This is a genomic window from Shewanella inventionis (genome assembly GCF_019931735.1).
Lineage (GTDB): Bacteria > Pseudomonadota > Gammaproteobacteria > Enterobacterales > Shewanellaceae > Shewanella > Shewanella inventionis.
Map to the genome: position 1 here is coordinate 1495891 of NZ_CP082926.1, position 24266 is coordinate 1520156.

Below are 24266 nucleotides of genomic sequence, written 5' to 3' on the forward strand. Positions count from 1 at the left end.
GGTATATGAAAATTACCATTGATTATGATTCTTGTTGGCGGAACTCATTTTTAGGCGGCTCAAATAATGAAGCTTTACCCAAAAATGGTAGAGAGTTTTTAGGCTCTATGACCAGCCTTAAAACGGAAGGTAACTTTAAGGTGTGTGACAACACACTAGACACTATTATGGGTATCCTAAATAGGTTGATTGGAGATCAACGAAAACTTTATCAAGCCCGCAGTCAAATGTATGGTGGCTATTATTTTGAGAACTTGGAGAAAAAAATCAGTTTTATTGACGAACCACAACTTACAAGCGAAATAACCTATATTCGTAATATGAAAGGCAGTAAGGATCAGCAATCTTTTACTGGAATGGTAAAAGCGTCAGACCCTATATTTAGTTCAGATTACTCAAGAGAGTTTTGGGGGGTATTAAAACTTAATGAATTTGATCTTTGTAAGTTTATTTTGAGATCAGACTTTGTTGTGAAAGAAGAGACTGTCTTAGAACCTTTGTTTGTCGCTGATTTGATTGATGAAATTGATAAAGTCAAAGCTGTTGAAAATATAGATGAAATAAAGAGTTCAACGGAATATCTAACTTTAAAATTTCCTGAGTTGATTACTGATAAAGTTTCTACCCCGTATGTTGAAAATAATGGGAAGGTTAAGTTAATCCGGCTCTATTCAGCCGCACTTTACTTGCAGCTTGCTAGGTTGGGCTCAAGGTTTGACATGAGTTCTGCAATAAGTTCAAAAGGGTGTATTAGTGGCTTTTCCAAGCGAGGTTATAATGGAAGGCGGGATTTTATGAATAGATATACAACTGGAAAACCTAAAAATATATGGGGAAATCCCTATTTTAGAAAATCACGATTTAATGGTGATGATCCACTGCAAATGACTAAAGCCAGTGGCCAATTAGAGATCATTATTGATGTTGATCGTGAGAAAGGGCTAGAAATCAAACAGCTTATAGAAAATGCAGGTGTGTCGAGTTTTTACTTGGGTAAAAAAGGCCTTGCATATGTTTCAAATATTCGTGTTTAGGAGGAAGTATGGATGCTTATTTTGAACTGCGTTTAAAGCCTGATGCTGAAATGAGTGAAGCTGAACTCAGTAGCAAAATATTTACTAAGTTTCATAAAGCGTTGGTAAAACTCAACACCAATCAAATCGGTATCAGTTTCCCACAAGTTAATATCAAACTGGGTAAGGTATTTCGGATTCACGCGAATACAAGCATACTCAATGATTTACAAGGGCTTGATTGGTTGGGTGCGTTAAGTGGCTATTGTCATATTAGCGACATATTAACTGTACCAGAACATGCTCAGTTTCGAATTATTTCTGACAAAAAAAGTAACTTAAGTAAGGCGAAATTAAGGCGCTTAATAGCACGCGGGAGTATCGATAAAGAAGGTGAGAAGCGCTACAAAATAAAAATGCTAAGCCAAGGACTTGATAATCCATACTTAGATCTATTTAGTAGTTCAACCGGACAAGTACATCGAAAATTTTTTGAATTTAGCGATATAAAAGTTAAGTCTGTAGAGGGCGTTTTCGACTCTTATGGTCTAAGTAAAACCGCAACAATTCCTTGGTTTTGACCCTTTATTTTCGCTCTTTAAAAATTAAACAGTAAAACAATGAGTTACAACAAGGTGTTTTTTATAAGGTTAAAATGTAATTTTTAACCTAACAACTTGTTGTAACTTATTTTTATGTTGATATTCTATTGTTCACTGCCGCACAGGCAGCTCAGAAAATTGATAATAGTTGGTTACTAAGTGATTGAAAGTTCACTGCCGCACAGGCAGCTCAGAAAGAGTATACCCTAGATGACATATCAGAGCAGAAGTTCACTGCCGCACAGGCAGCTCAGAAATTTTCTATTAATGCTCGTGTTTATCGTGTACCGTTCACTGCCGCACAGGCAGCTCAGAAATAATTCGTCAAGAACTAAAAGACCCGTTTTATGTTCACTGCCGCACAGGCAGCTCAGAAATACTCTCAATTGGCTCTGCTCGTGCAGCCTCAGTTCACTGCCGCACAGGCAGCTCAGAAACATTTCACGCCGACTCATCATGTCACAAACCGGTTCACTGCCGCACAGGCAGCTCAGAAATTAACGGTTAACGTCACTGTCGACGGCGTGCCGTTCACTGCCGCACAGGCAGCTCAGAAAACCTATTGCAGTGTTATTACTTCCAGTAGTAGGTTCACTGCCGCACAGGCAGCTCAGAAAGTTCACGTCGTCACATTGCGATAAGTATTTCAGTTCACTGCCGCACAGGCAGCTCAGAAAACACATCGAATAAATGGTTTGCTAGCTCTGTCGTTCACTGCCGCACAGGCAGCTCAGAAAAACCCGAGATACGCCTCGGTCGCACTGTTTGCGTTCACTGCCGCACAGGCAGCTCAGAAATGTCTAAAGTGTAAAACCAGTTAATTAAACCCGTTCACTGCCGCACAGGCAGCTCAGAAAACAATATATATTCATCACCTTGTGAGTTTTTAGTTCACTGCCGCACAGGCAGCTCAGAAAGTACCAAAGAGGCTTCTGTTATATCCTTTGGTGTTCACTGCCGCACAGGCAGCTCAGAAATGTATTGAGTGATCACAATTGAGTTTATAAGTGTTCACTGCCGCACAGGCAGCTCAGAAAGTTAGAGCCTTTACCGTAAAGATTACGGCCATGTTCACTGCCGCACAGGCAGCTCAGAAATAATCTTGCCTTCGGCCGTCTTAAGCCTGTCGGTTCACTGCCGCACAGGCAGCTCAGAAATATCCATTTAGAATATCAATACTAATCAATCAGTTCACTGCCGCACAGGCAGCTCAGAAATTATATTGACCTCAATCTTAACTGTTAATAAAGTTCACTGCCGCACAGGCAGCTCAGAAAACTTAAACGTGCTTTCAGCAAGTCTTTATCTTGTTCACTGCCGCACAGGCAGCTCAGAAATGTTTGGTTATAGTGATTATCGTGCAGAATCAGTTCACTGCCGCACAGGCAGCTCAGAAAGTACTCACTATCTTTGTCATTATACTCTATGTGTTCACTGCCGCACAGGCAGCTCAGAAAATTATCTTGCAATTCAATATCAACTATTAACCGTTCACTGCCGCACAGGCAGCTCAGAAAATTTATTTGATGTGTGGGCAACCGAAGCGAAAGTTCACTGCCGCACAGGCAGCTCAGAAAAAACAGGCAGTTGACGGCCGGATGGCAAGATCGTTCACTGCCGCACAGGCAGCTCAGAAATTGTATATAATTAAATAATTCGAGACGCTCAGGTTCACTGCCGCACAGGCAGCTCAGAAATTTTCGTATTCACGTATTAACGCAATTGTAAAGTTCACTGCCGCACAGGCAGCTCAGAAATTGTATAGAAAGGGAGCTACAGGAGAGGCTTAGTTCACTGCCGCACAGGCAGCTCAGAAATATAAGTACTTGGAGTATGATCAATGACTACAGTTCACTGCCGCACAGGCAGCTCAGAAATCAAACTATTGGAGGTTAATCCACTCCGTTATGTTCACTGCCGCACAGGCAGCTCAGAAATGGTCGCAGCAATGTAGAACCACTCGAACCGAGTTCACTGCCGCACAGGCAGCTCAGAAATATTGGCGTATCTATGACAAAGCTGCTGAGCAGTTCACTGCCGCACAGGCAGCTCAGAAATGTTGATTACATGAATAGTAATCAACAGAAGTGTTCACTGCCGCACAGGCAGCTCAGAAAGTTAGAACCCTTTCCATAAAGATTACGGCCATGTTCACTGCCGCACAGGCAGCTCAGAAATCGAGTTGTTTAATTATATGCAAGGTGAATGTGTTCACTGCCGCACAGGCAGCTCAGAAAAATAAAAGACACGGACGTCCTGAACTGGCTGAGTTCACTGCCGCACAGGCAGCTCAGAAATCAGAGCGATACCAAACAGTGTCAAGCCCCTGGTTCACTGCCGCACAGGCAGCTCAGAAATTTACGGTCTTTGATGTCGTCGTACGCGCTCGGTTCACTGCCGCACAGGCAGCTCAGAAATACCATGCCCACACATGGGCGCATAAAATACCGTTCACTGCCGCACAGGCAGCTCAGAAAGTTTCAAACTGACTCGCTAATGTTGGCGTGATGTTCACTGCCGCACAGGCAGCTCAGAAAACATAACGCAGCAGTACAACGCGGGTCGTTAGGTTCACTGCCGCACAGGCAGCTCAGAAATGATTGGTTGTTCACGACTGACTTAACGTCGAGTTCACTGCCGCACAGGCAGCTCAGAAAGATAACCGGTTAGTGTGGGTGTCTGACGATGAGTTCACTGCCGCACAGGCAGCTCAGAAAATAAAGGAAATAGTATGACTCAAGTACCAACTGTTCACTGCCGCACAGGCAGCTCAGAAATGCCAACTTACCGACAGCCTCAAGACTTAAATGTTCACTGCCGCACAGGCAGCTCAGAAATGAAATCATGCTGAGAGCTCAGTCGTTGGTAGGTTCACTGCCGCACAGGCAGCTCAGAAATTCAATGATTCATACGTAAATCCTATACGTATGTTCACTGCCGCACAGGCAGCTCAGAAAAGTCCAGAGCACTTTTGGCATCCCAATGGATTGTTCACTGCCGCACAGGCAGCTCAGAAATTTGCCATTGGCTGGGGTAATGGGGAGTCTTGGTTCACTGCCGCACAGGCAGCTCAGAAATTAGTCGATAATACCTCCTTGAATCGTTTTGCGTTCACTGCCGCACAGGCAGCTCAGAAATAATGGGTCGTGCTTTGGCGAAGGCAAATAAAGTTCACTGCCGCACAGGCAGCTCAGAAAATCTGAATTAGAATCAAATTCGTATGTATAAAGTTCACTGCCGCACAGGCAGCTCAGAAATTTAGGTGTGCGCTTTCTGAATATATGCTCATGTTCACTGCCGCACAGGCAGCTCAGAAATCAAATATAAGCGAAACCTCATCATCGGTATAGTTCACTGCCGCACAGGCAGCTCAGAAAAACAAAGCCATACTTGATGACGGGTCTGAAATGTTCACTGCCGCACAGGCAGCTCAGAAATACACAATTAGTATCTGTTAATCTCGGTAACGGTTCACTGCCGCACAGGCAGCTCAGAAATTCACTTTTTCTAACATCACAGTTTCATATGCGTTCACTGCCGCACAGGCAGCTCAGAAATGAAATAGATTGGCGAGTTTTACCATCCAGAAGTTCACTGCCGCACAGGCAGCTCAGAAAGCATTGATCTGTGCTTCAAATGCATTTAGTAAGTTCACTGCCGCACAGGCAGCTCAGAAATCTACGATACCAACCCTCCCTTCGTATAGCCAGTTCACTGCCGCACAGGCAGCTCAGAAAGATTAAATTGTTTATGTTTGCTGTAGTTGCATGTTCACTGCCGCACAGGCAGCTCAGAAAATCAAAGATATGAGCGCTCAGAACTTGATCGAGTTCACTGCCGCACAGGCAGCTCAGAAATTCTAGAAGAGTAAGCCTTACAAACTTAGAGCGTTCACTGCCGCACAGGCAGCTCAGAAAAGTAATCAAATCGTTTTACACTGGCGATACACGTTCACTGCCGCACAGGCAGCTCAGAAAGCAGAGAGCAAGCGCCTAGTGATATTGCTTACGTTCACTGCCGCACAGGCAGCTCAGAAATGGCAATTAAAGGGTTAAAAGTGGCGGCATTCGTTCACTGCCGCACAGGCAGCTCAGAAACGACTGTTCATGCACTCGCTTACACAACTCTAGTTCACTGCCGCACAGGCAGCTCAGAAAGATCTTCTTGGCTTTAAAGAGTGGTTTGATGAGTTCACTGCCGCACAGGCAGCTCAGAAATCTACAAGCTTGATCCTTCGAGTAATGAGTTGGTTCACTGCCGCACAGGCAGCTCAGAAATGATTGTTTTCCCGCTAAAAATCGGTTTACCGGTTCACTGCCGCACAGGCAGCTCAGAAAGTTGATAATGCTGAGAACAGCTCGAATTTCAAGTTCACTGCCGCACAGGCAGCTCAGAAAGCTAAAAAGATAGAAGGCTATAAAGGTGTCTGGTTCACTGCCGCACAGGCAGCTCAGAAATCTGGTATAGCGTCCCTAAATTGCTTTAGATGGTTCACTGCCGCACAGGCAGCTCAGAAAATCAGCAAGAACGGTTACTTGTGTGGAAATATGTTCACTGCCGCACAGGCAGCTCAGAAAAAGCACTTCTTGCACAGCGAAAACAGGGTGGCGTTCACTGCCGCACAGGCAGCTCAGAAATGATAGCGATTATGCAAACTCGATTGGCTTTAGTTCACTGCCGCACAGGCAGCTCAGAAAAGAAAACGAGTATATAGGCGATCTCATGGATTGTTCACTGCCGCACAGGCAGCTCAGAAATGATTATGAAATTAACAGAGAGAATCCGTTATGTTCACTGCCGCACAGGCAGCTCAGAAAGTAGAGTGCTAGTTTATCATTAAAACGATTATGTTCACTGCCGCACAGGCAGCTCAGAAATAAGGTTGGTGAGTGATGAACAACGACTTATGGTTCACTGCCGCACAGGCAGCTCAGAAATTATTATCGAATGAAATAACAACTAAATGCAAGTTCACTGCCGCACAGGCAGCTCAGAAAGCAAATGTTGAATGCTCACTAACAAATTCAGTGTTCACTGCCGCACAGGCAGCTCAGAAAGCAATGCTAGACGGTTACGACCCATACAAACAGTTCACTGCCGCACAGGCAGCTCAGAAATTATTCAAACCCGCTACCGTTCGTTCAGCAGGGTTCACTGCCGCACAGGCAGCTCAGAAAAATTCGTTATCGCAGTCAAACCGCGAATTTAAGTTCACTGCCGCACAGGCAGCTCAGAAAGTTGCTAGTCTGACATTTAACGAGATAGACAAGTTCACTGCCGCACAGGCAGCTCAGAAAAGTCAAGTGTTGTACTCATATTTTACTTATGAGTTCACTGCCGCACAGGCAGCTCAGAAATCGAGCAAGTGATGGTAATACATCTGTTGTAAGTTCACTGCCGCACAGGCAGCTCAGAAATTCTCTCAAAATTTGCGACCATGCAATCCGATGTTCACTGCCGCACAGGCAGCTCAGAAATCAGGAGCAGGAAGATTGGTGGAATGAGGGTAGTTCACTGCCGCACAGGCAGCTCAGAAAAGAAAGAGCCAAATCAACAGGCCGACCATTGCGTTCACTGCCGCACAGGCAGCTCAGAAAATCAACCGGTTGCGTGAAGGCAATATCAAGTAGTTCACTGCCGCACAGGCAGCTCAGAAAGCAATGGGAAGCCTTGTTCATGCTCAATAGGAGTTCACTGCCGCACAGGCAGCTCAGAAAATATTGGCGGGGCGGTTGGCGGTGACATTACCGTTCACTGCCGCACAGGCAGCTCAGAAATGAACATCATCAGCTCCATAAAGTCGAGCAACGTTCACTGCCGCACAGGCAGCTCAGAAAACAAAAAGCGGGTAAACCTTATCGCGCTCATTGTTCACTGCCGCACAGGCAGCTCAGAAATTTTGGGTATTCTAGGGGTTTTTGAAATATGCGTTCACTGCCGCACAGGCAGCTCAGAAATTTAAGTAGCTCGCCTTGGTCTGCTTCTTGTGGTTCACTGCCGCACAGGCAGCTCAGAAAGCAATTCGCAAGTGCGCAAGACGTTTGCGAGAGTTCACTGCCGCACAGGCAGCTCAGAAATCGTAGAGTGTGAAGCTGGTCGCGCAAATCCAGTTCACTGCCGCACAGGCAGCTCAGAAATGGAGATAAAAATGAAATCAATACGCAACCTCGTTCACTGCCGCACAGGCAGCTCAGAAATTTTAGCTATTTAAATCCGATGCTAATTTTCAGTTCACTGCCGCACAGGCAGCTCAGAAATCTCACTAATAACCCAATAACACCCGACTTCAAGTTCACTGCCGCACAGGCAGCTCAGAAAATTCGCAAGTATTATGCGGATTTGGGGAGACTGTTCACTGCCGCACAGGCAGCTCAGAAAACTATCATTCGTATCTGGCACGTGGCTTTTTGGTTCACTGCCGCACAGGCAGCTCAGAAATGGTAAGCGCGGCGCATAGGGATCACCTCACCGTTCACTGCCGCACAGGCAGCTCAGAAATGTCTATTTTGGCCCATACTGCTGCAAAGTCTGTTCACTGCCGCACAGGCAGCTCAGAAAATGTGTTTATTAGTCAGCCACCGACTGATCCTGTTCACTGCCGCACAGGCAGCTCAGAAATGGTCACAAATCACCGACGACGGCATTTATATGTTCACTGCCGCACAGGCAGCTCAGAAATTCTAATTCTGTAACTTTGTCAGAAATAGAAGGTTCACTGCCGCACAGGCAGCTCAGAAAGTAAGCAACACCGAATTAACTGACTATGTCGAGTTCACTGCCGCACAGGCAGCTCAGAAAAATCGGGCCAGTGATTACATCAAGCACATCCAGTTCACTGCCGCACAGGCAGCTCAGAAAAGTTACATCATCTATTATTTCTGCACGATTTAGTTCACTGCCGCACAGGCAGCTCAGAAATCAAGCACTAAAGTCTGCAAGCGGTTACAGAGGTTCACTGCCGCACAGGCAGCTCAGAAATTTAATGCGAAGTGTGACGGGTGAAGATACAGGTTCACTGCCGCACAGGCAGCTCAGAAATTATTAATTGCTTATACTTCCATCGGCTCATGGTTCACTGCCGCACAGGCAGCTCAGAAATGTTCGTCACGCACCATGCGCGGTACGCCATAGTTCACTGCCGCACAGGCAGCTCAGAAATCGTTGACTATCCATACTGCTGGCTTGGTAACGTTCACTGCCGCACAGGCAGCTCAGAAATCAATAACCAGGATTTAGGGCTAGAACTCAAAGTTCACTGCCGCACAGGCAGCTCAGAAAAGAGGGACTGGGAATTTGAGGAAATGATTATGGTTCACTGCCGCACAGGCAGCTCAGAAATTCCATTATGAAACCCTCTTTAAGTAAGAACTGTTCACTGCCGCACAGGCAGCTCAGAAACGAAAAGGCACGTAATCGCCCAATGCAATATCGTTCACTGCCGCATAGGCAGCCTAAAAAATTAAATTTTACTCAAAAAGATTCTTGAGTTTTAACACATTATGCATCTCTTGGTAGGCCTTTTTGTATTGCTCTTATAACCCGTTGGGTTTTGCGTGAAAGTGCTTCTTGTGGCGCTTTTTGCTTTTGTTGGGTTATGGCCCAGTCGATATGTTCGAGTACCATGTCGTCGACTTCGTCGCTGTGTTTACGTTGCTCGAGTGCGTTGATGATATTTGGGTTTGCTGGGGCATTGCCTAATGCTATGGCGATATTGCGTAGCCAGCGTTTGTGGCCTATTCGCCTAATGGCGCTGCCTTCGGTTTGGCGCAAAAAAAGCGCTTCTGACCAGTTAAATAACGTGATGAGTTCTGGCTGGATCAGTGCTGGGCGGGTATGAAAGTCGGTTTCGGCTGTTACTGGTGCCTGGCTGTTAACCGGGCAAACGAGTTGGCAGTCGTCGCAGCCGTATATGCGGTTGCCTATTAACGGCCTAAATTCTTCAGGAATGGCGCCTTGTAGTTCGATGGTTAAATACGATATACAGCGGCGCGCGTCGACCACGTAAGGCTCGACTATGGCATTGGTTGGGCACGATTTTATGCAGGCTACACAGGTGTTGCAGCCTTCTTTGATTGGGATGTCTAAAGGCAGTGGCAAGTTTACGAGTAACTCACCTAAAAAAAACCAGCTGCCTGCATCTGGATGTAAAATCAGCGAGTGTTTACCTGTCCAGCCTATGCCTGCTTTGTCGGCTAATGGCCGCTCTAGTACGGGGGCTGAGTCGACAAATGGCCTAAAGTCTGTGTCATTAAACCCTAAGGTTTTACAGTGTTCGGTGATTTGATCGCCAAGCTTTTTGAGCCGTTGGCGGATCATTTTATGGTAATCGCGACCGCCAGCATATCGCGAGATGTAGGCTAGGTTGGGGTCGGTTAAGTTACAGGCAAAACCTGCATCTGGTGGCAGGTAATCCATTCGGGCACAAATGACTCTTAAGGTGCCTGGGTGGAGTTCGTGAGGTCTTGCTCGCATCATCCCATGGCTGGCCATGTAATTCATTTCGCCGTGATAGCCTTTGTTTAACCAGCTTTGTAAATCAGCTTCGTGTTGGCTTAAGTCAATATCGGCCACGCCGATATGAGCAAAGCCAAGCGCTTTTCCCCAGTGTTTTATTTGTCTGCTAAGTGCATCAAGCTGGGCCTGTGTTAATGGGCATGGCTCAGTTGTTATAGTCGTAGCTGCGGTGTTTGGTGCTGGGGTTGTGGCTGTCATGGTGTTGTCATTTAGTAAACTCGCCGCAAATTATACGCGTTTTACTCGGCTTTGACACAGTTTCTGCCAGCAGCTTTGGCTGAGTAGAGCGCTTTATCGGCTTTGAGTAATAAGGGGGATAATTCTGTTTCGTTACTGTAGCTTGCCACTCCGGCACTGACGGTTTGCACTAAGTTAGGCGAAATTTGGCACCAATCATAATTGGCGATGGTGTCAATTAAACGAGTCGCGATGTCGATTGCCTGTTGCTTGTCGATATTAGGAAGCAAAATTAAAAACTCTTCGCCGCCTACTCGGCCTACCACATCGGTTTCGCGCATCATACTTGAGCAAATTGAGGCTAATTTGATGAGTACTTTGTCGCCGATTTCGTGGCCTAAATTGTCATTCACTTTTTTAAAGTGGTCTGCATCAAATGAAATGATAGAAAAGGGTTTACCAGACTGTTTGGCCGTTTTTAAAAAGCGCTGGCCTTGTGTGTAGGTGTCGCGACGGTTTGATAGGTTGGTTAGTTCGTCGGTTAATGCTAAAGCTTTAAATTGTTGTTTTCGCATAACTTGTCTGTATGCAAATACCGATACAATGGCTAAAATAATGGCCACGAGAACAATAATAATAATTTGCATTTGTTCATTGCGTTGCAGTATTTGTAGTTGCTGCTCTTTGTCTTTGTCTCGTTGTACTAACCATTCGTTTTCTGATTGTATTTTGTTTGTGTCAAATCGAGTTTGCATTTCTGCGTTGCGATCTGAAATGGATTGTTTGTCGAGTGCTAGGTGTGAGTTAACATACGCAGATAACGAGTAGTATGCATCGGACCATTGCGCTAACGCTTCATAGATTGTGCTTGTTAGCATTAAGGCTTGATTAAGGCCCCGAGTGTTTTCGCTTTCTCTAAATGCGCTTTGTGCTTTTTGGGTGTATGTTAACGCGATTTTGTGCTGACCAAGTTGATGATGAACTTCAGCCAGATATAAATTTAAGTAGCCGTAACTGCCATTATTGTTTGATGTGATGAGCTTTTCGGCTTGTTCGAGTTGTTTTTGTGCTTGTGTAAAGCGACGTAATTTAATTAAGTTACCGCCAATGTTTACAGACATGTTTGCCGCGGCTGCGGGTTCTTTTTCGTTAAGCCAAAATGCATGACTTTGTTTAAATCTGTCAATGGCTTGCTGATATTGGCCGAGCTCTTCAAGTGAATAAGCAATGTCGGTATTAATTTGTATAGCGGCAAAGAATTGCTTATTTTTACGGTAGTACTGTTCAATTTTTAATTGGTATTTTAGCGCTGTTTTTGCATCGCCAAAGCGTCGGTAAGTGTTAGCCAGCTCGCCTAAGTTGACGTTGGCCCAATAAGGGGTATTGAGTGTGTCATACAGATTTTGTGCTGTGATGAGATCTTCTAGTGCGGCAGAAAAGTGCCCTTTATAAGATAAAATGGTGCCTCGAATACTGCGGCCATCGGCAATTAGGCGTGGGTCTTCTAGTAAATAGGCATTTTCGATAGCGGTGTTTAAATCGTCAAAAAGCACATTGTTTTTGTTAAGGTAATGCAAGTGCCACGCTTTGCAATATTGTAAGTCTACCTGAATGAGTGATGGGCTAGGTTGGCTGTAAATCTTGAGGTACTCATTGGCATAATCTACCGCTGCGTTGAGTTGCTCTGGGGTGTCTGCGGGTAAGTTCCAGCAAGTTAATCTAATGTGTAATTGTTGCCTAATTGAATCGTTGGCAGCTAATGTATTTTTATACTCTGCTAGTAGCTTGTTTACTCTTTCTTCGGGTAAAAATTCACCACTGTCAAACAATCGATAAATTTCATCCGCCCGCGGGTTGTCGCTAGGGGTGGCATTTGCTTTGCCAGTTATTGTTATTAACAACAGCACTATTAGGCAATAAATGATTGTTGAGAATATTGATTTAAACAAAGCGACTGAGTCTCATTTTAATTATTATTGTTTAGATTAGCGTTTTTTTAAACAAATGTCTTGTATACAAACAATGCTATGCAACCATGGATGTTGATTTTTTGTTACACCTTAGCTGGGCAGTCATTGTGACGCTAAAGCATGTTTGCATTCGGTTTAACACCCGGGTATAAAGACGCCTTTGTGATGTTGGTTTGTATACCCAATCAACTTGACGATACGAGGTTTTGCGTATTCAGGTTGTTTGGGTATATACACTTGGCTTTATTCACCTAGCCTTGCAGAGTTGGCAGACAAGCGCCTGAGCGTTGGCCAAACATCATGTAAATTATTGCTAAAGTAGAGAGAGTATCATGAGCAAAGTTGATCAAGAATATGAAAAAGTAGCAAAGCAAATTTCATATAATGTGGCTAATAAAGTGTTACCCATGGACAAATTACCTGAAACACTATTAGAGGCTTACGAAGGCTTATTTAATGAGTTGGTAGCAGACAATGCCAATGTGTTTGCTCAAGCTTGGGATGCTTTACCAGGTAGTGCACAAAAGTTAATGACTAAAGCTGAGTTTCATGGTTTTTATATTGCCAATGCGTGGATGCAACTTAGCCGCGTTGCGCAAGAAATTGCAGACAGTGCCGATTCTGAAGAAGAAATGCAAAACAATGAATACGATGGCGTATTTGGCCGTTTAGCTGAGCAGTCGCTTAAAGAGTGCATTCGTAAGCTTAAAAAAGCCCGTACAGATCGCTCAATGTTTAACAGTTTTAAGCAGGTAATGTCGGCTTAATGTTTACTTAACCATTGTAAGCAAACATAAAAAATCCCAGCCTAGCTGGGATTTTTTGTTTTAAGGCGCTTAATATTAATTAAAACGAGGTGCGTCTATAGCGGCGATATTCTGGTTCCCAGAAGTTGGCCTCTATCGATTGTTTTAGCAGCTCATCGGTACATGGCAGTGCTAACCCTTGGTCAATGGCGGTTCGGGCTACTGCAAAGGCAATGTATTTGCTGACTTCTTGAATATCTTCAAGTTTTGGCAGTAACGAGCCGGTACCACTTTTACCCAATGGCGAGCATTCTGATAATGCCTGGCTAGACGCCATAAGCATTTCATCTGACACGCGTTTGGCGCCACATGAGAGTACGCCTAAACCAATACCCGGGAAAATAAAGCTGTTATTACATTGGGCAATTTCATAGGTTTGACCATTAACCACAACGGGCTCAAATGGGCTACCTGTTGCCACTAATGCTTGGCCAGATGTCCAGTGCAAAATGTCTTTTGGTGTGGCTTCAACACGGCTTGTTGGGTTTGATAATGGAAACACAATCGGGCGTTCACAGTGGCTGTGCATGGCACGAATGATTTCTTCGGTAAACAGCCCAGGTGCACCAGACACGCCAATTAATACGGTTGGTTTGGCATTGTTGACAACATCGAGTAATGAAATGTTATCGCTGTAGTTGTCCCAAGTGTTTACGCGTTTGCTTTGCTGAGCTAACTTTTGCTGAAATGGCAATAAGTTAGGCATGTTGTCCAGTAGTAAGCCCCAACGGTCTACCATAAAGACTTGCGAGCGAGCTTGTTCGTCGCTAATACCCTCTGCAACCATTTGCGCCACGATGGCTTCGGCTATACCACAACCGGCACTGCCGGCACCTAAAAAGGTGACTCGCTGCTGGCTTAATTTGCTGTTAGCGGCTTTACAAGCGGCTAGCAATGACCCAACGGTAACGGCTGCAGTGCCCTGAATATCGTCATTAAAGCTGCAATATTGATCTTTGTAACGCTCAAGCAATGGCATGGCATTTTTTTGTGCAAAATCTTCAAATTGGATTAACGCATCTGGCCAGCGACGATTCACCGCTTGCATAAATTCTTCAACAAATTCTGCGTATTCGTCGCCACCAATACGCTGGTGGCGCCAGCCCATGTACATTGGGTCTTCGAGTAAGTGCGGGTTATCTGTGCCCACGTCTAGGGTAACAGCTAAACAGTATGCAGGGCTGATACCACCACAGCTGGTATAAAGCGATAATTTACCAATGGGGATCCCCATGCCGCCAATACCCTGATCGCCAAGGCCTAAAATACGCTCGCCGTCGGTAACAACAATCACCTTCACTTTATGACGAGTAGAGTTATTTAAAATGTCGTCAATGCGGTCTTTGTTTGGGTAAGAAATAAATAACCCACGGTTACGGCGATAGTTTTTAGAGAAACGCTCACAGGCTAAGCCTACTGTTGGGGTGTAGATAATCGGCATCATTTCGCTGATGTGATTACGCAGTAAACGGTAAAATAAGGTTTCGTTGGTGTCCTGGATGTTGCGTAAATAAATATGCTTATCAAGGTCGTTGTTGAAACTTTTGAATTGATCGTAAGCGCGTGATGCTTGCTCGTCGATGGTTTCAATCACCCAAGGCAATAGGCCTTCGAGGTTAAAGTAAATGCGTTCTTCTTCACTAAATGCAGTGCCTTTGTTAAGCAGTGGTGATTCAAGGATCGCAGGGCCAGCGAAAGGAAGATATAGGGGGCGTTTATTATCGTCCATGGGGAACCTTAATGTGTGAGATCGTATTTGATCGTTATTAAAATATTTATCATTATAGATTATCACGTCTGGTATTTTTTGTGGTCTGTTAAGTGACTAAAATCACCTTTTTTATCTTGTACTTTTATTCAGTTGACTCAAGTGTGTTGTTTGAATGCATATCCCAGGGCGACCGCATGAGTGATTAAATTTCAAGCAAACTGGTAAATCCTGCCCTTAACACTTCTTCTAAATACTCAGGTTTCATCCATGCTCGTTTTTGTTTCATCGGGATACTTCCTTTAGATGATTCTGAGCGGAGCATATTTAACGATAGTTTGCGTAATAATGACCAATTCTCTGCTGCATGATTTTGATAAATCTGGCAATGGTCTTCACCCATTGAAGCATCCAAAACCCAGTGTAAACTGTTTTCGATAAACCAGTGAGAGCGCACTGCATCTGCAAATTTCTGCTCTGGTAATTCTGCCGAACTTATATAGTATCGATAGGTTAATGCCCCCTTACCATTGCAATGTCTATAGCTCATCGCCATGCCAATTGAATGTAAACCCTGCCATTCACTAAAGTCACCTTCAAGCTCATTTGCACTAAGTACATGATAAGCTCGCGCTTCAACTCTACCGTGTTTGTTCTCGATAGCTAGCGGTGATAAAGGGGCTTTGCGGACTGAGGAAAAAGCCGACATTATCGCGTCATGCAATGATTTTTGATTCGATTTTACAGCAAGTAGATAATCACCATCTTGCTTAACTATTTGTGCGGCGATTGACTTCTGACATCCCATTGCATCGATGGAAACAAGTTTTTCTCTTATATCTAAGAGTTGCAGCAAATCAGGAATGGCGGTGATTTCGTTAGATTTGTCACTGGTCTTTAACTGACCCAGCACTAACTTATTTTCGCAAGCAAATGCGTTGACCATGTGTATCGTTGATAAACGGTCATTACGATGATAAGAACGCTTTAACGTTTTTCCATCTATCGCAATAAGTTGGCCATCACTTGCACTATGGACGGCTTGCATCCATTGCATGAAACATGCACTAAACTCATCTGGGTCAATACGAGAAATAATTCGAGCAATCGTATCATCAGCAGGTACACCTTCCTTTAAGTAACCGTGCTTTTGAAACCACGCTAGATGACCATCAGCATAACAATGTATATCTGCCCAACCCTCAGCGCCTGCGATGACGGCACATAAGCTCACAAATAAGATATCCTCTAAAGGATATGTCACCTTGGCCGTTTGGCGCTGGTCGATGATGTTACTAAAGTGGCTTGTGAAGGCTTCGATATACATGCTTATACTCCTGAAAAGAGAGTATAAGATCACGAACGCTGTATTAGGTCAAATAAGATTTAATCGATAGCGTATTTTGTTTAAAAAACGTTCGCGATCTCACCCTGATGCATATCCCTAGGGACAAATATGAGTGACAAATATCAGAAACAAAAATGCGCAGCCTAAGCTACGCATTAATATAATAAGGTTACTGTATATTACTTACCACGATGTTTAATCGATAACCCTTTTACAAAATTACGTAACACTTGATCGCCGCAGGTTTTATAGTTTTTGTGGTCAGGGTTACGAAATAGTGCGCCAAGCTCAGATTTTGACATGGCAAAATCGGCTAGGGCTAAGGTGGCTATGATGTCTTCTTCACGCATTTCTAGGGCAACGCGTAATTTTTTAAATATTAAGTTATTGGTTAATTGCTTTAATGGTGCTGGCACTTCAGTACCGGGTTTTAGACCACGATTATTGATAATCAATCCATCTAAAAATTGACACATTAATTTGTCATTACACGCTTGATAACCTTCTTCGTCCTCTTTTTTCAGTAAGGCAATAATTTGATCTGAGGTGATTTCGGTATTAGCTTGGCTGAAAATGTTAATCATTTTGGCGTTTGAGTAGTCAAACACAAAACGAATACGGCGAAGAATATCATTGTTAATCATAAGGTTCTCTGGCGCGGCTGCGCATGTTTGGTTTAGGTCAAGTGACGAATGACTATTATAACGAGTTATGTGCGAAGCGTCAGATTATTCGTCAGTTTTTAATTGATTTCTTATGGCCAGGCGGATTTTGTCATGCAAACCAAATACGCGCTCCATGTTGTTTAGGTCCCATGAGGTGTTTTCTAAAATCACGACGCTTAATTGCGTTTGTGGGTAGTAGAGCATCAGGCTAATGTAGCCGGGCAGGTAACCTGTATGGCTGTATTCAACCAGGCCTGCATTCTGGCTAATTTGTAAACCATACCCGTAACCAAGTTCGCCCCATCGATATGGCCTTTTGGCATTAGGTGATGTCATTGCTTTTATGCTGGCAGAAGATAAAAACTGGGGTAAGCCTGAAATAAATGCAGCAATCCCTTGGCTAGTGGCCTGCATGGCGCCAAAAGCAATTAAGCCATTATCTATGGTGAGCTCATCTAACAGCACTTGTTGCTGTTGCTGCTCCATCAATCCGGGCACGAGTCGTGGCTGCTTTGCATATAGTTCAGTGATTTCACCTACGTCAGCGCTTATATCGAGCTGATATTGCTTAGCAAATTGGTTTACCAGGTCAGAGTAGGGCATTTGATAGCGCTGGCTCAGTATATCGCCAAGCAGTTTGTAGCCGTAATTTGAGTAACTAAACTGGCTGCCCGGTGTAAATTGCATTTGTGCATGTTGCTCCGTAGATGTTGGCGGGAGTATGCCTGAGGTGTGATTAAGTAATTGCGCGACAGTGATTGGTTGTTTGGTGGTGATATTAAGGTGATCGCTAATGTTATCGCTTAATGATAATTTTTGTTGATCAACCGCGCGCATAACTAACGTGGCAGTAATGGTTTTAGAGATGGAGCCAATGAGAAAGCGGCTGTCTGCGTGAATGCCTTCTCCTTTGGCTAAGTCGACATAAGTTTGCTGGCTGTCGCGGATTAATATATTGCCTGTAAAGGGTCTTGAGCCCTGATCGACTATTGTTTGCACATCGGCATTAGTTAGGGTTAACCCCAAGGCAGATAAAGGTAACAGGTTTAGGCTGAGTAATACCGCAGCTTGCTTTAACCTTTGTTTGACGCGGTTTATAACCATCATTTTAAAAACATCACTTTGTTAAATACCAATAAATAAACAGTAAGGCAAAACCGACTAAATACACTAGGCCAAGCCAGGATAGTGCCACCATTGCTGAGCCGTAGCGATGTTGTTTTGGGAGGTTATCACTCACCATTAAGCGGAAGTTTAACCAGGCAAAAATCACTGTGGTCATAAAGGCTAGGATCATCACAAACTCAAGCAGTGGCAGTAACGCGCCTTTAAAAAATAAAATCAGCAATAATGCTAATGTGCTTACCGTTAGCATGATAGGGGTTAAGTAACTGCGTTGTGAATGGCTGCTAGTTAATAATTCCCAGCCCATATCTAGGGTGCGGCTGTAGCCATCGATAACAGTGACTGTGGTGCTAAAAATACATAAAAACGCCACAATTCCAATCAAGTAGCGGGTTTCGCTGCCCATCACCTGGCTATAGAGGGTGATGAGTTGTGAGGCAAATACCGCCCCAGAATCTGAGAAGCGCTCACCACTGCCGTGCATTACTAATGCGCCCAGGGCTAAAAACACAATCGCCAATATTGCGGTGGTGACATACCCTAGGTTGAAGTCGAAAATTGCCTGTTTTGCTGTTACGGTTTGGCTTTTGCGTTTTTCAACGAGCCATAAGGAGTTCCAGGCACTGACTTCAATTGGGGCTGGCATCCAGCCCATCATTGCCACTAAAAAACCGACATAAGCCCATTGCCAGGGGGATTCACTGACCGATGGCGTAGCAAAGCCGGTTTGGTGATTAAATGCTAATGCAACGGCGATGAGTGTGGTGAGCGTGAGGGCAAGCATAATCACTTTTGTGAGTTTATCGAGCAGTTTGTAATGGCCAAATATCAGTAACGCCAGTGAGCTCAGCAATACGATTAGGGCTAATACATCAATTGAGAGCGGAATAAACTGAGTTAGCATGGCGGCCGTGAGCATGCATACCCCTGCTGTGCTGGCGATAGCGGCTATGATGTTTAACCCAGTAAACAGCATTAAATACCCTCGGCCTTGTTTTTGGTAACCCTGGAGTAAGCTTTCCCCTGTTGCGGCGGTATAGCGAGCGCCTGCGGCAAAAAAGGGATATTTTAGAATGTTGACCAACAATATTAGCCAGGCTAATTGCCAGCCAAACTCAGCCCCTGCACGTGTCGATGCGACTAGATGTGATGCCCCAATGGCGGCTGCTGCCATTAAAATACCAGGGCCGGTTGCTTGCAAAAGACTCTGCATTTGTGCAAAAAATGAAATGGAGTTTTTGTTGTGATTCATGATAAATAGCAAATGCTTATTGTTTTTGGTTAGAGGTTAATGCTTGTTCTATTCGCAATAGCGTGGCGTTTATTTGTTGTAGATTTTCCACTAATAAAGCCTCTAAAGCGGGTGGCTGCGAAACGTTTTCTTTGCGCTGGTTTAATAATGATTTTTGATATAACACCCGCTCTCTAAATGCCTGCACATCAAATACACCTACCAGATTAATTAATGCACCATGACCAGATTGCCCTGCGGTTTCAACGGTTAACTTGTGTATGCCAAATAAGCGCATTAAAGGGCCTTGAATCAGCGCCATGTCGGTGATTTTATCCAAAGGTATGGTGTTTTCAGTTCGGGTTAATAATCCTTTGCGCACAATGAGTTTTTGTTCGGTTAATTCGGCGCTCATGTTGGCAATATACCGTCTGACTGCCCATAAACCCAAAGGAAACCACAATAATAACAAGGGAATGCCAACAATACTGACGGTAAAAAACACTGCACCAGACACCAGCCAGTATAGGCCTAGGTTTGCATGAAAGTGTGCACTAACTTGCTGTTCGTCTGCCATAAAGCCTTCTTGAGGTAAGAATTAAAATTCACTTTTTTTACTTAAATATTCTTGATTAAGTATTTGGTTACATTTACATTACGGCCTTGTTTTGACAATGTGTTGACATTGTTAAAATATAACTTAACTTGAGTATGCAAATAAAAAATCCAACAAAGTCGTATGCGGTAATTTAGATACCGCAGTTTGCAGTAGTCATGGATATAAAACAATAAATTAACGTTAAGGATGATCATGAAAAAACCTAACCTATTACGCAGCGCTTGCGCTATCGCTGTTTCACTTTCTTTAGCCCCTATTTCACTTGTTGCACAAGCTGCTGATGAAGCACAGGCAAAAGTTGAACGTATCGAAGTGACGGGATCTCGTATCAAACGGACTGATATTGAAGGCCCTTCGCCAGTACAATCGTTAAACAAAGAAGACATTGCTAACATGGGCTTTGACAACCTACAGCAATTACTTGAGCGCATGCCAGCTAACGGCTCTGGCGCATTTTCTACTCGTGGTAACAGCCAAGACTCTACCGCAAACGGTGGCGCGTCTATCAGTTTACGTGGCTTAGGGCCTGATGCGACATTGGTATTAATTAATGGTCGCCGAGTTGGTGCAAGTGCCTTTGCTGAAGGTATTTCAAACTCGTTTGTTGATATTAACAATATTCCAGTGTCTGCCATTGAGCGTATCGATATTTTAAAAGATGGCGCATCAGCTATTTATGGTTCTGACGCTATTGCCGGTGTGGTTAACATTGTATTGAAAAAAGACATTGAGGGTCTTGAAGTTAACCTAGGCTACGGCGATGACAGCGGCACAGGTTATGACGAAACCACAGCAAGCCTTGTATGGGGCGTAAAAGCTGATAAAGGTAGTGCATCAGTTATTTTAGATTATTTTACTAACGGTACTTTGTCTGCCGAAGACATGGGCCGTTTTGGTACTGCTAATCAATCACCTTATGGTGGTGAAGATTACCGTTCATCACGCGGATTCCCTGGGTATTTCTATGTAAATGGCGTAAAAACCATTGACCCTGATTGCCCAGCCGACAGCGCAACGGCAAGTGGTAGTTGTTTGTTTGATTACGGCCCATACAATTTAACCATCCCAACGGCTGAGCGTGTTGGAGCTATTGGTCAATTTGATTATATGTTGGGTGAAGATTTAACGGCATTTTTAGAGTTGTCGGTACAGCACAACACCTCTGAAGCGGGCGGTGCACCAACGCCGTTAGATGAAGATGCCGGTTTAACCGTTCCAGGTACCCACCCAGATAACCCATTTGGACAAGATATTGATATTGGCCGTTATCGTACGGTAGATGCTGGCGCACGTCGTTGGGATATTGAGTCAGATACTATGCGTATTGTTGCTGGTCTTCGCGGTGTGGTAAACGATTGGGACTGGGAAGTGTCAGCTCAACGTGGCCGCAGCGAATCAACCCAAACAGGTGACCGTTCGCAAGGTTGGGTAAGAACAGATTACCTACAAGCTGAGATTGATGCTGGTAACTACAACCCATTTGGCGGCACCATTAACTCACAAGATGTGATTGACCGTATTACAACCAGCCTAGTTAGACAAGGTGAGTCGAACATTACCTCTTATGATGCCAGCATTTCTGGTCATGCATTTTCTATTGGCGATCGCGATATTATGATGGCCGCTGGTGCTGAATACCGTGAAGAAAGCGTTAGCGATATTCCGGATGAGCAGTTCCAACGTGGTTTGATTTTTGGTACTGAGGCCATTTCGGCGTTTGGTTCACGCGATCAACATGCAGCTTATGTTGAGTTATCTATCCCTGTTGCTGATAACTTTGAGTTACAACTTGCTGGCCGTTACGACAGTTACAGTGACTTTGGCTCAACTACTAACCCTAAAATTGCTTTCCAATGGGGTATTAGTGACGAATTAACCGCTCGTGGTTCTTGGTCAACTGGATTCCGTGCTCCTTCACTTGCGCAAATCGGTTTAGGCCCATCTGAAAAGAGTGATTTTTTAGTTGATAGCTATCGCTGTGCCGCTGACAACGTTGATTGTGAGTTATTAGATTACAACTTTATCTTTGCAGGAAACCCCGATCTTGAGGCTGAAGAGTCTGAAACTTGGAACGTGGGTATGATTTGGGCACCAAGTCAGCAATTTGATATTGGGTTTGATTTATTCAATATTGTTCAAGATAACAAAATTGACTCACTGCAAAACCAAGATATTTATGATGAGCACTGTGGTGACCAAAACAGTACTGTTTGTGTGCGTAATGCTCCACAAGCTGGTGAAACCTTTGGTACGATTGATGTAATCAACTCAGGCTTTGTTAACATTGGTTCGCAAGAGGTTCAAGGCCTTGATTTATCAACTCATTATGGCCTTGAGTTAAATAGCTATGGCGATGTTAAGTTTGGTTTAGAGTACAGCTATTTAATCAGCTTCGAAAAAGAAGTCGATGGCACAACGATTGATTACACTGGCGAGTATGAGTACCCAGAGCACCGTTGGTTAGCAACAACTAACTGGATGATGGATGACTTTGCCGCCAACCTAAACCTAAGTTACATTGGTGAGTTTGAAGACTACAACCAAACTCGTACCGTTGACTCGCAATTGTTAGTGGATATGTCTGGTTCGTATCGCTTTAGTGACATGGTTAAGTTGACTGTGGGTGTTAACAACGTGTTTGATGAAGACCCATCATTTGCTATTGGCGATGGTGATGCCGACCTTTACGGTTACGCAATGGGCGTACATAACCCACTAGGACGTTTCATTTATACTAAAGTCTCTATGAACTTCTAATGACTGCGTTATAAGATAAATATCAGCCACATTACACGATAAGTGAATGTGGCTTTTTTATTGGTTTTAATCTGTTGAATTAAAAATAACACCATCATTTGCAGTGGTATTACTTGTGCAGCACTTAACTTCAGGCGAGTATGATTGTGAGTTCAAGTGACACATTATTTTCCACAGTCAAACTTGTAGAACATGGTCTTGAGCTTAATCATGGAGGAGTCGTGCAATGAGTTTTAGTTTGTATCTATTTGCCTTTAAACATCATCAAGTTGATTATCGCAATGGTGACGAGTTAGCCAGTATGCTGTCGGCGCATGAAAATATTAATATCGTTGAAGCAAGGCGTTTTGACTATCAGCATGAAGACGGCGGTCGTGCTTTATTTAGCATCGCGGCCGACGAAAACGTGTCGAGTATTGATGTTACTGTTTTTCAGCTGACTAAAGGGTTAACCGATTACTTATTTGAGCTACAACAACAATGGCAATTAGTGCTGATTGATGTACAAGGTGATGTTAAAACATCAAATAATGAAGATGAACACCCAATTATCTTTGTGCTGTCTCAAGCAGACGTTGAACACCTTCCTAGTGATTATCATTCACCGCGTTGCGTTCTTGAAAATAAAGTCATGCTATACGATTACTTATCTACCTCGTTTACTGCTTGGCAGCGTTATCGCGATCAAGTTATCGGCAGGGGTAACTCTCAGCTTATTGATGACAGCAAGTGTTTATTCGAACTGATTGCTGCACCACTACCGTTAATGTTACGTCAGCAGCTTTGGGCCAAAATTCAGCCTAAGTTAGTTGAGCATGGCGTTGAGGATGCTTTTCATGATGTGTTGTCATCATTAGATGCGCAGTTAAATGGCCAAAAGCAGTGGGTATGGTTACAAGTAGATGTGCGCGATCATAATGAAGTGTTATGGCAAGCCAAGGCTATTGCAAAAACGTTAGATTTAGGCGAGTTCATTGATGATGACCGCGGTAAAGATGATTTGCTGGCCGACTCTGCCTGTTTGCATGCCTTGTCTGGATTTGATTTATGGCTGAGCCAATTTGGGCGATCATTTATTTTGATTGAAAATGGCGATACCTATTTCGGTTTTGTCGTAGCTGATGAAGATGTCGACAATACGCTCGGGTTATTTAAGCGGCTATCGATGAATGGACAAGCTATTCGGCACATAGCCGATGATTATGCCGCAGCGGTGAAAAAGTCGCTTGATGAAGCCAAAGCGATGGCGACTGAGAAGGGATTAATTAGTGAATTTCCGACAGATTACCCAATTTTAAAACAAGATACTGCTCAATCTGGCGTGATGATTATTCCTCTTGAGGTAAGTAAAACATCGTTGAAAAATAGCGTGGCAGAACAAGCTAACAATGCTTTAGCGTTAGGCAGAATACCATTGATTTGTTTATCAGCACCTTGGTGTGAACCTTGCCAAGATATGTTTGTTGTATTGCATCAACAAGGTGCGCAAAGTGTGATGCAACAGATTGTCATAATCCTATTAGATATAGAAGATTGGGGCGCACATTTAGGCAGTATTGATATACAACCTAGCTGTATCCCTGTGTTTTTTGATGTCAATGTAGATGGTAGTGCAGGCAATAATTCGGTTGATGGTAATGCTTGGGGAGAACCTGCAGATGCTATTGAAATAGCAGGTATTTTACGTGAGACCTTTGGATTACATTAAGCGGATTACATCCAATATTTAGC

Annotated in this window: 13 protein-coding genes and 1 CRISPR repeat array; of the genes, 5 read left to right on the forward strand and 8 right to left on the reverse strand. The window is 43.9% G+C overall.

Annotation, left to right across the window (positions count from 1 at the left end; all coding sequences use genetic code 11):
* Positions 1-5: 5 nt before the first annotated feature.
* Both cas5fv and cas6f read left to right on the forward strand, forming a co-directional pair.
* Complete coding sequence (gene cas5fv, locus K8B83_RS06825; RefSeq protein WP_223419396.1) at positions 6-1034, forward strand: type I-Fv CRISPR-associated protein Cas5fv; 1029 nt, start codon at positions 6-8, stop codon at positions 1032-1034.
* 8 nt (positions 1035-1042) lie between these two features.
* Positions 1043-1594: a type I-F CRISPR-associated endoribonuclease Cas6/Csy4 gene (gene cas6f / locus K8B83_RS06830; RefSeq protein WP_223419397.1), complete on the forward strand. Its 552-nt coding sequence runs from the start codon at positions 1043-1045 to the stop codon at positions 1592-1594.
* A 130-nt stretch (positions 1595-1724) separates the two neighbouring features.
* Positions 1725-9073: a CRISPR direct-repeat array (repeat unit 28 nt; unit sequence GTTCACTGCCGCACAGGCAGCTCAGAAA).
* 39 nt (positions 9074-9112) lie between these two features.
* On the opposite strand, the gene queG is transcribed toward cas6f, so the two are convergent.
* Together queG and K8B83_RS06840 are read right to left on the reverse strand one after the other, a co-directional pair.
* Positions 9113-10327: a tRNA epoxyqueuosine(34) reductase QueG gene (gene queG, locus K8B83_RS06835; RefSeq protein ID WP_223419399.1), complete on the reverse strand. Its 1215-nt coding sequence runs from the start codon at positions 10325-10327 to the stop codon at positions 9113-9115.
* A 41-nt stretch (positions 10328-10368) separates the two neighbouring features.
* Positions 10369-12207 carry a tetratricopeptide repeat-containing diguanylate cyclase gene (locus tag K8B83_RS06840; RefSeq protein ID WP_223419400.1) on the reverse strand — a complete coding sequence of 613 codons (1839 nt, stop codon included), beginning with the start codon at positions 12205-12207 and terminating at the stop codon, positions 10369-10371.
* A gap of 401 nt (positions 12208-12608) precedes the next feature.
* On the opposite strand from K8B83_RS06840, the gene K8B83_RS06845 reads away from it, so the two are divergent.
* Positions 12609-13043: a DUF3069 domain-containing protein gene (locus tag K8B83_RS06845; RefSeq protein WP_223419402.1), complete on the forward strand. Its 435-nt coding sequence runs from the start codon at positions 12609-12611 to the stop codon at positions 13041-13043.
* A gap of 79 nt (positions 13044-13122) precedes the next feature.
* Here the strand turns inward: K8B83_RS06845 and K8B83_RS06850 are convergent, their stop codons facing one another.
* From K8B83_RS06850 to K8B83_RS06875, 6 genes are all read right to left on the reverse strand, one after another.
* Positions 13123-14811, reverse strand: coding sequence for an NAD-dependent malic enzyme (locus K8B83_RS06850; protein ID WP_188738447.1), 1689 nt, complete (start codon positions 14809-14811; stop codon positions 13123-13125).
* Between the two features lie 184 nt (positions 14812-14995).
* Positions 14996-16117 carry an ISAs1 family transposase gene (locus K8B83_RS06855; RefSeq protein WP_223418983.1) on the reverse strand — a complete coding sequence of 374 codons (1122 nt, stop codon included), beginning with the start codon at positions 16115-16117 and terminating at the stop codon, positions 14996-14998.
* A 200-nt stretch (positions 16118-16317) separates the two neighbouring features.
* Positions 16318-16782 (reverse strand): YehS family protein, encoded by a 465-nt coding sequence (locus K8B83_RS06860; RefSeq protein WP_188738445.1) that lies wholly within the window; start codon positions 16780-16782, stop codon positions 16318-16320.
* 84 nt (positions 16783-16866) lie between these two features.
* Positions 16867-17910 (reverse strand): serine hydrolase domain-containing protein, encoded by a 1044-nt coding sequence (locus K8B83_RS06865; RefSeq protein WP_223419403.1) that lies wholly within the window; start codon positions 17908-17910, stop codon positions 16867-16869.
* 10 nt (positions 17911-17920) lie between these two features.
* On the reverse strand, positions 17921-19180 hold the full coding sequence (locus tag K8B83_RS06870) for an Nramp family divalent metal transporter (protein WP_223419405.1): 1260 nt from the start codon (positions 19178-19180) through the stop codon (positions 17921-17923).
* A gap of 16 nt (positions 19181-19196) precedes the next feature.
* Entirely contained in the window at positions 19197-19736 is a 540-nt protein-coding gene (locus tag K8B83_RS06875) for a PH domain-containing protein (protein WP_223419407.1), read from the reverse strand.
* 234 nt (positions 19737-19970) lie between these two features.
* Here K8B83_RS06875 and K8B83_RS06880 point away from each other — a divergent pair, with 234 nt between their 5' ends.
* Together K8B83_RS06880 and K8B83_RS06885 are read left to right on the forward strand one after the other, a co-directional pair.
* Positions 19971-22535, forward strand: a complete 2565-nt coding sequence (locus K8B83_RS06880; RefSeq protein WP_223419409.1) for a TonB-dependent receptor — start codon at positions 19971-19973, stop codon at positions 22533-22535.
* Between the two features lie 226 nt (positions 22536-22761).
* A complete protein-coding gene (locus K8B83_RS06885) occupies positions 22762-24243 on the forward strand; it encodes a hypothetical protein (protein ID WP_223419410.1) in 1482 nt (493 codons plus the stop codon).
* The last annotated feature ends 23 nt before the right edge of the window (positions 24244-24266 follow it).

Coding starts and splice junctions, on each gene's coding strand:
- K8B83_RS06880 (WP_223419409.1), top strand. CDS start 19,971: ATGAAAAAACCTAACCTATTACGCAGCGCTTGCGCTATCGCTGTTTCA.
- K8B83_RS06850 (WP_188738447.1), bottom strand. CDS start 14,811: ATGGACGATAATAAACGCCCCCTATATCTTCCTTTCGCTGGCCCTGCG.
- K8B83_RS06870 (WP_223419405.1), bottom strand. CDS start 19,180: ATGAATCACAACAAAAACTCCATTTCATTTTTTGCACAAATGCAGAGT.
- K8B83_RS06860 (WP_188738445.1), bottom strand. CDS start 16,782: ATGATTAACAATGATATTCTTCGCCGTATTCGTTTTGTGTTTGACTAC.
- queG (WP_223419399.1), bottom strand. CDS start 10,327: ATGACAGCCACAACCCCAGCACCAAACACCGCAGCTACGACTATAACA.
- K8B83_RS06845 (WP_223419402.1), top strand. CDS start 12,609: ATGAGCAAAGTTGATCAAGAATATGAAAAAGTAGCAAAGCAAATTTCA.
- K8B83_RS06855 (WP_223418983.1), bottom strand. CDS start 16,117: ATGTATATCGAAGCCTTCACAAGCCACTTTAGTAACATCATCGACCAG.
- K8B83_RS06865 (WP_223419403.1), bottom strand. CDS start 17,910: ATGATGGTTATAAACCGCGTCAAACAAAGGTTAAAGCAAGCTGCGGTA.
- K8B83_RS06875 (WP_223419407.1), bottom strand. CDS start 19,736: ATGGCAGACGAACAGCAAGTTAGTGCACACTTTCATGCAAACCTAGGC.
- K8B83_RS06885 (WP_223419410.1), top strand. CDS start 22,762: ATGAGTTTTAGTTTGTATCTATTTGCCTTTAAACATCATCAAGTTGAT.
- cas6f (WP_223419397.1), top strand. CDS start 1,043: ATGGATGCTTATTTTGAACTGCGTTTAAAGCCTGATGCTGAAATGAGT.
- cas5fv (WP_223419396.1), top strand. CDS start 6: ATGAAAATTACCATTGATTATGATTCTTGTTGGCGGAACTCATTTTTA.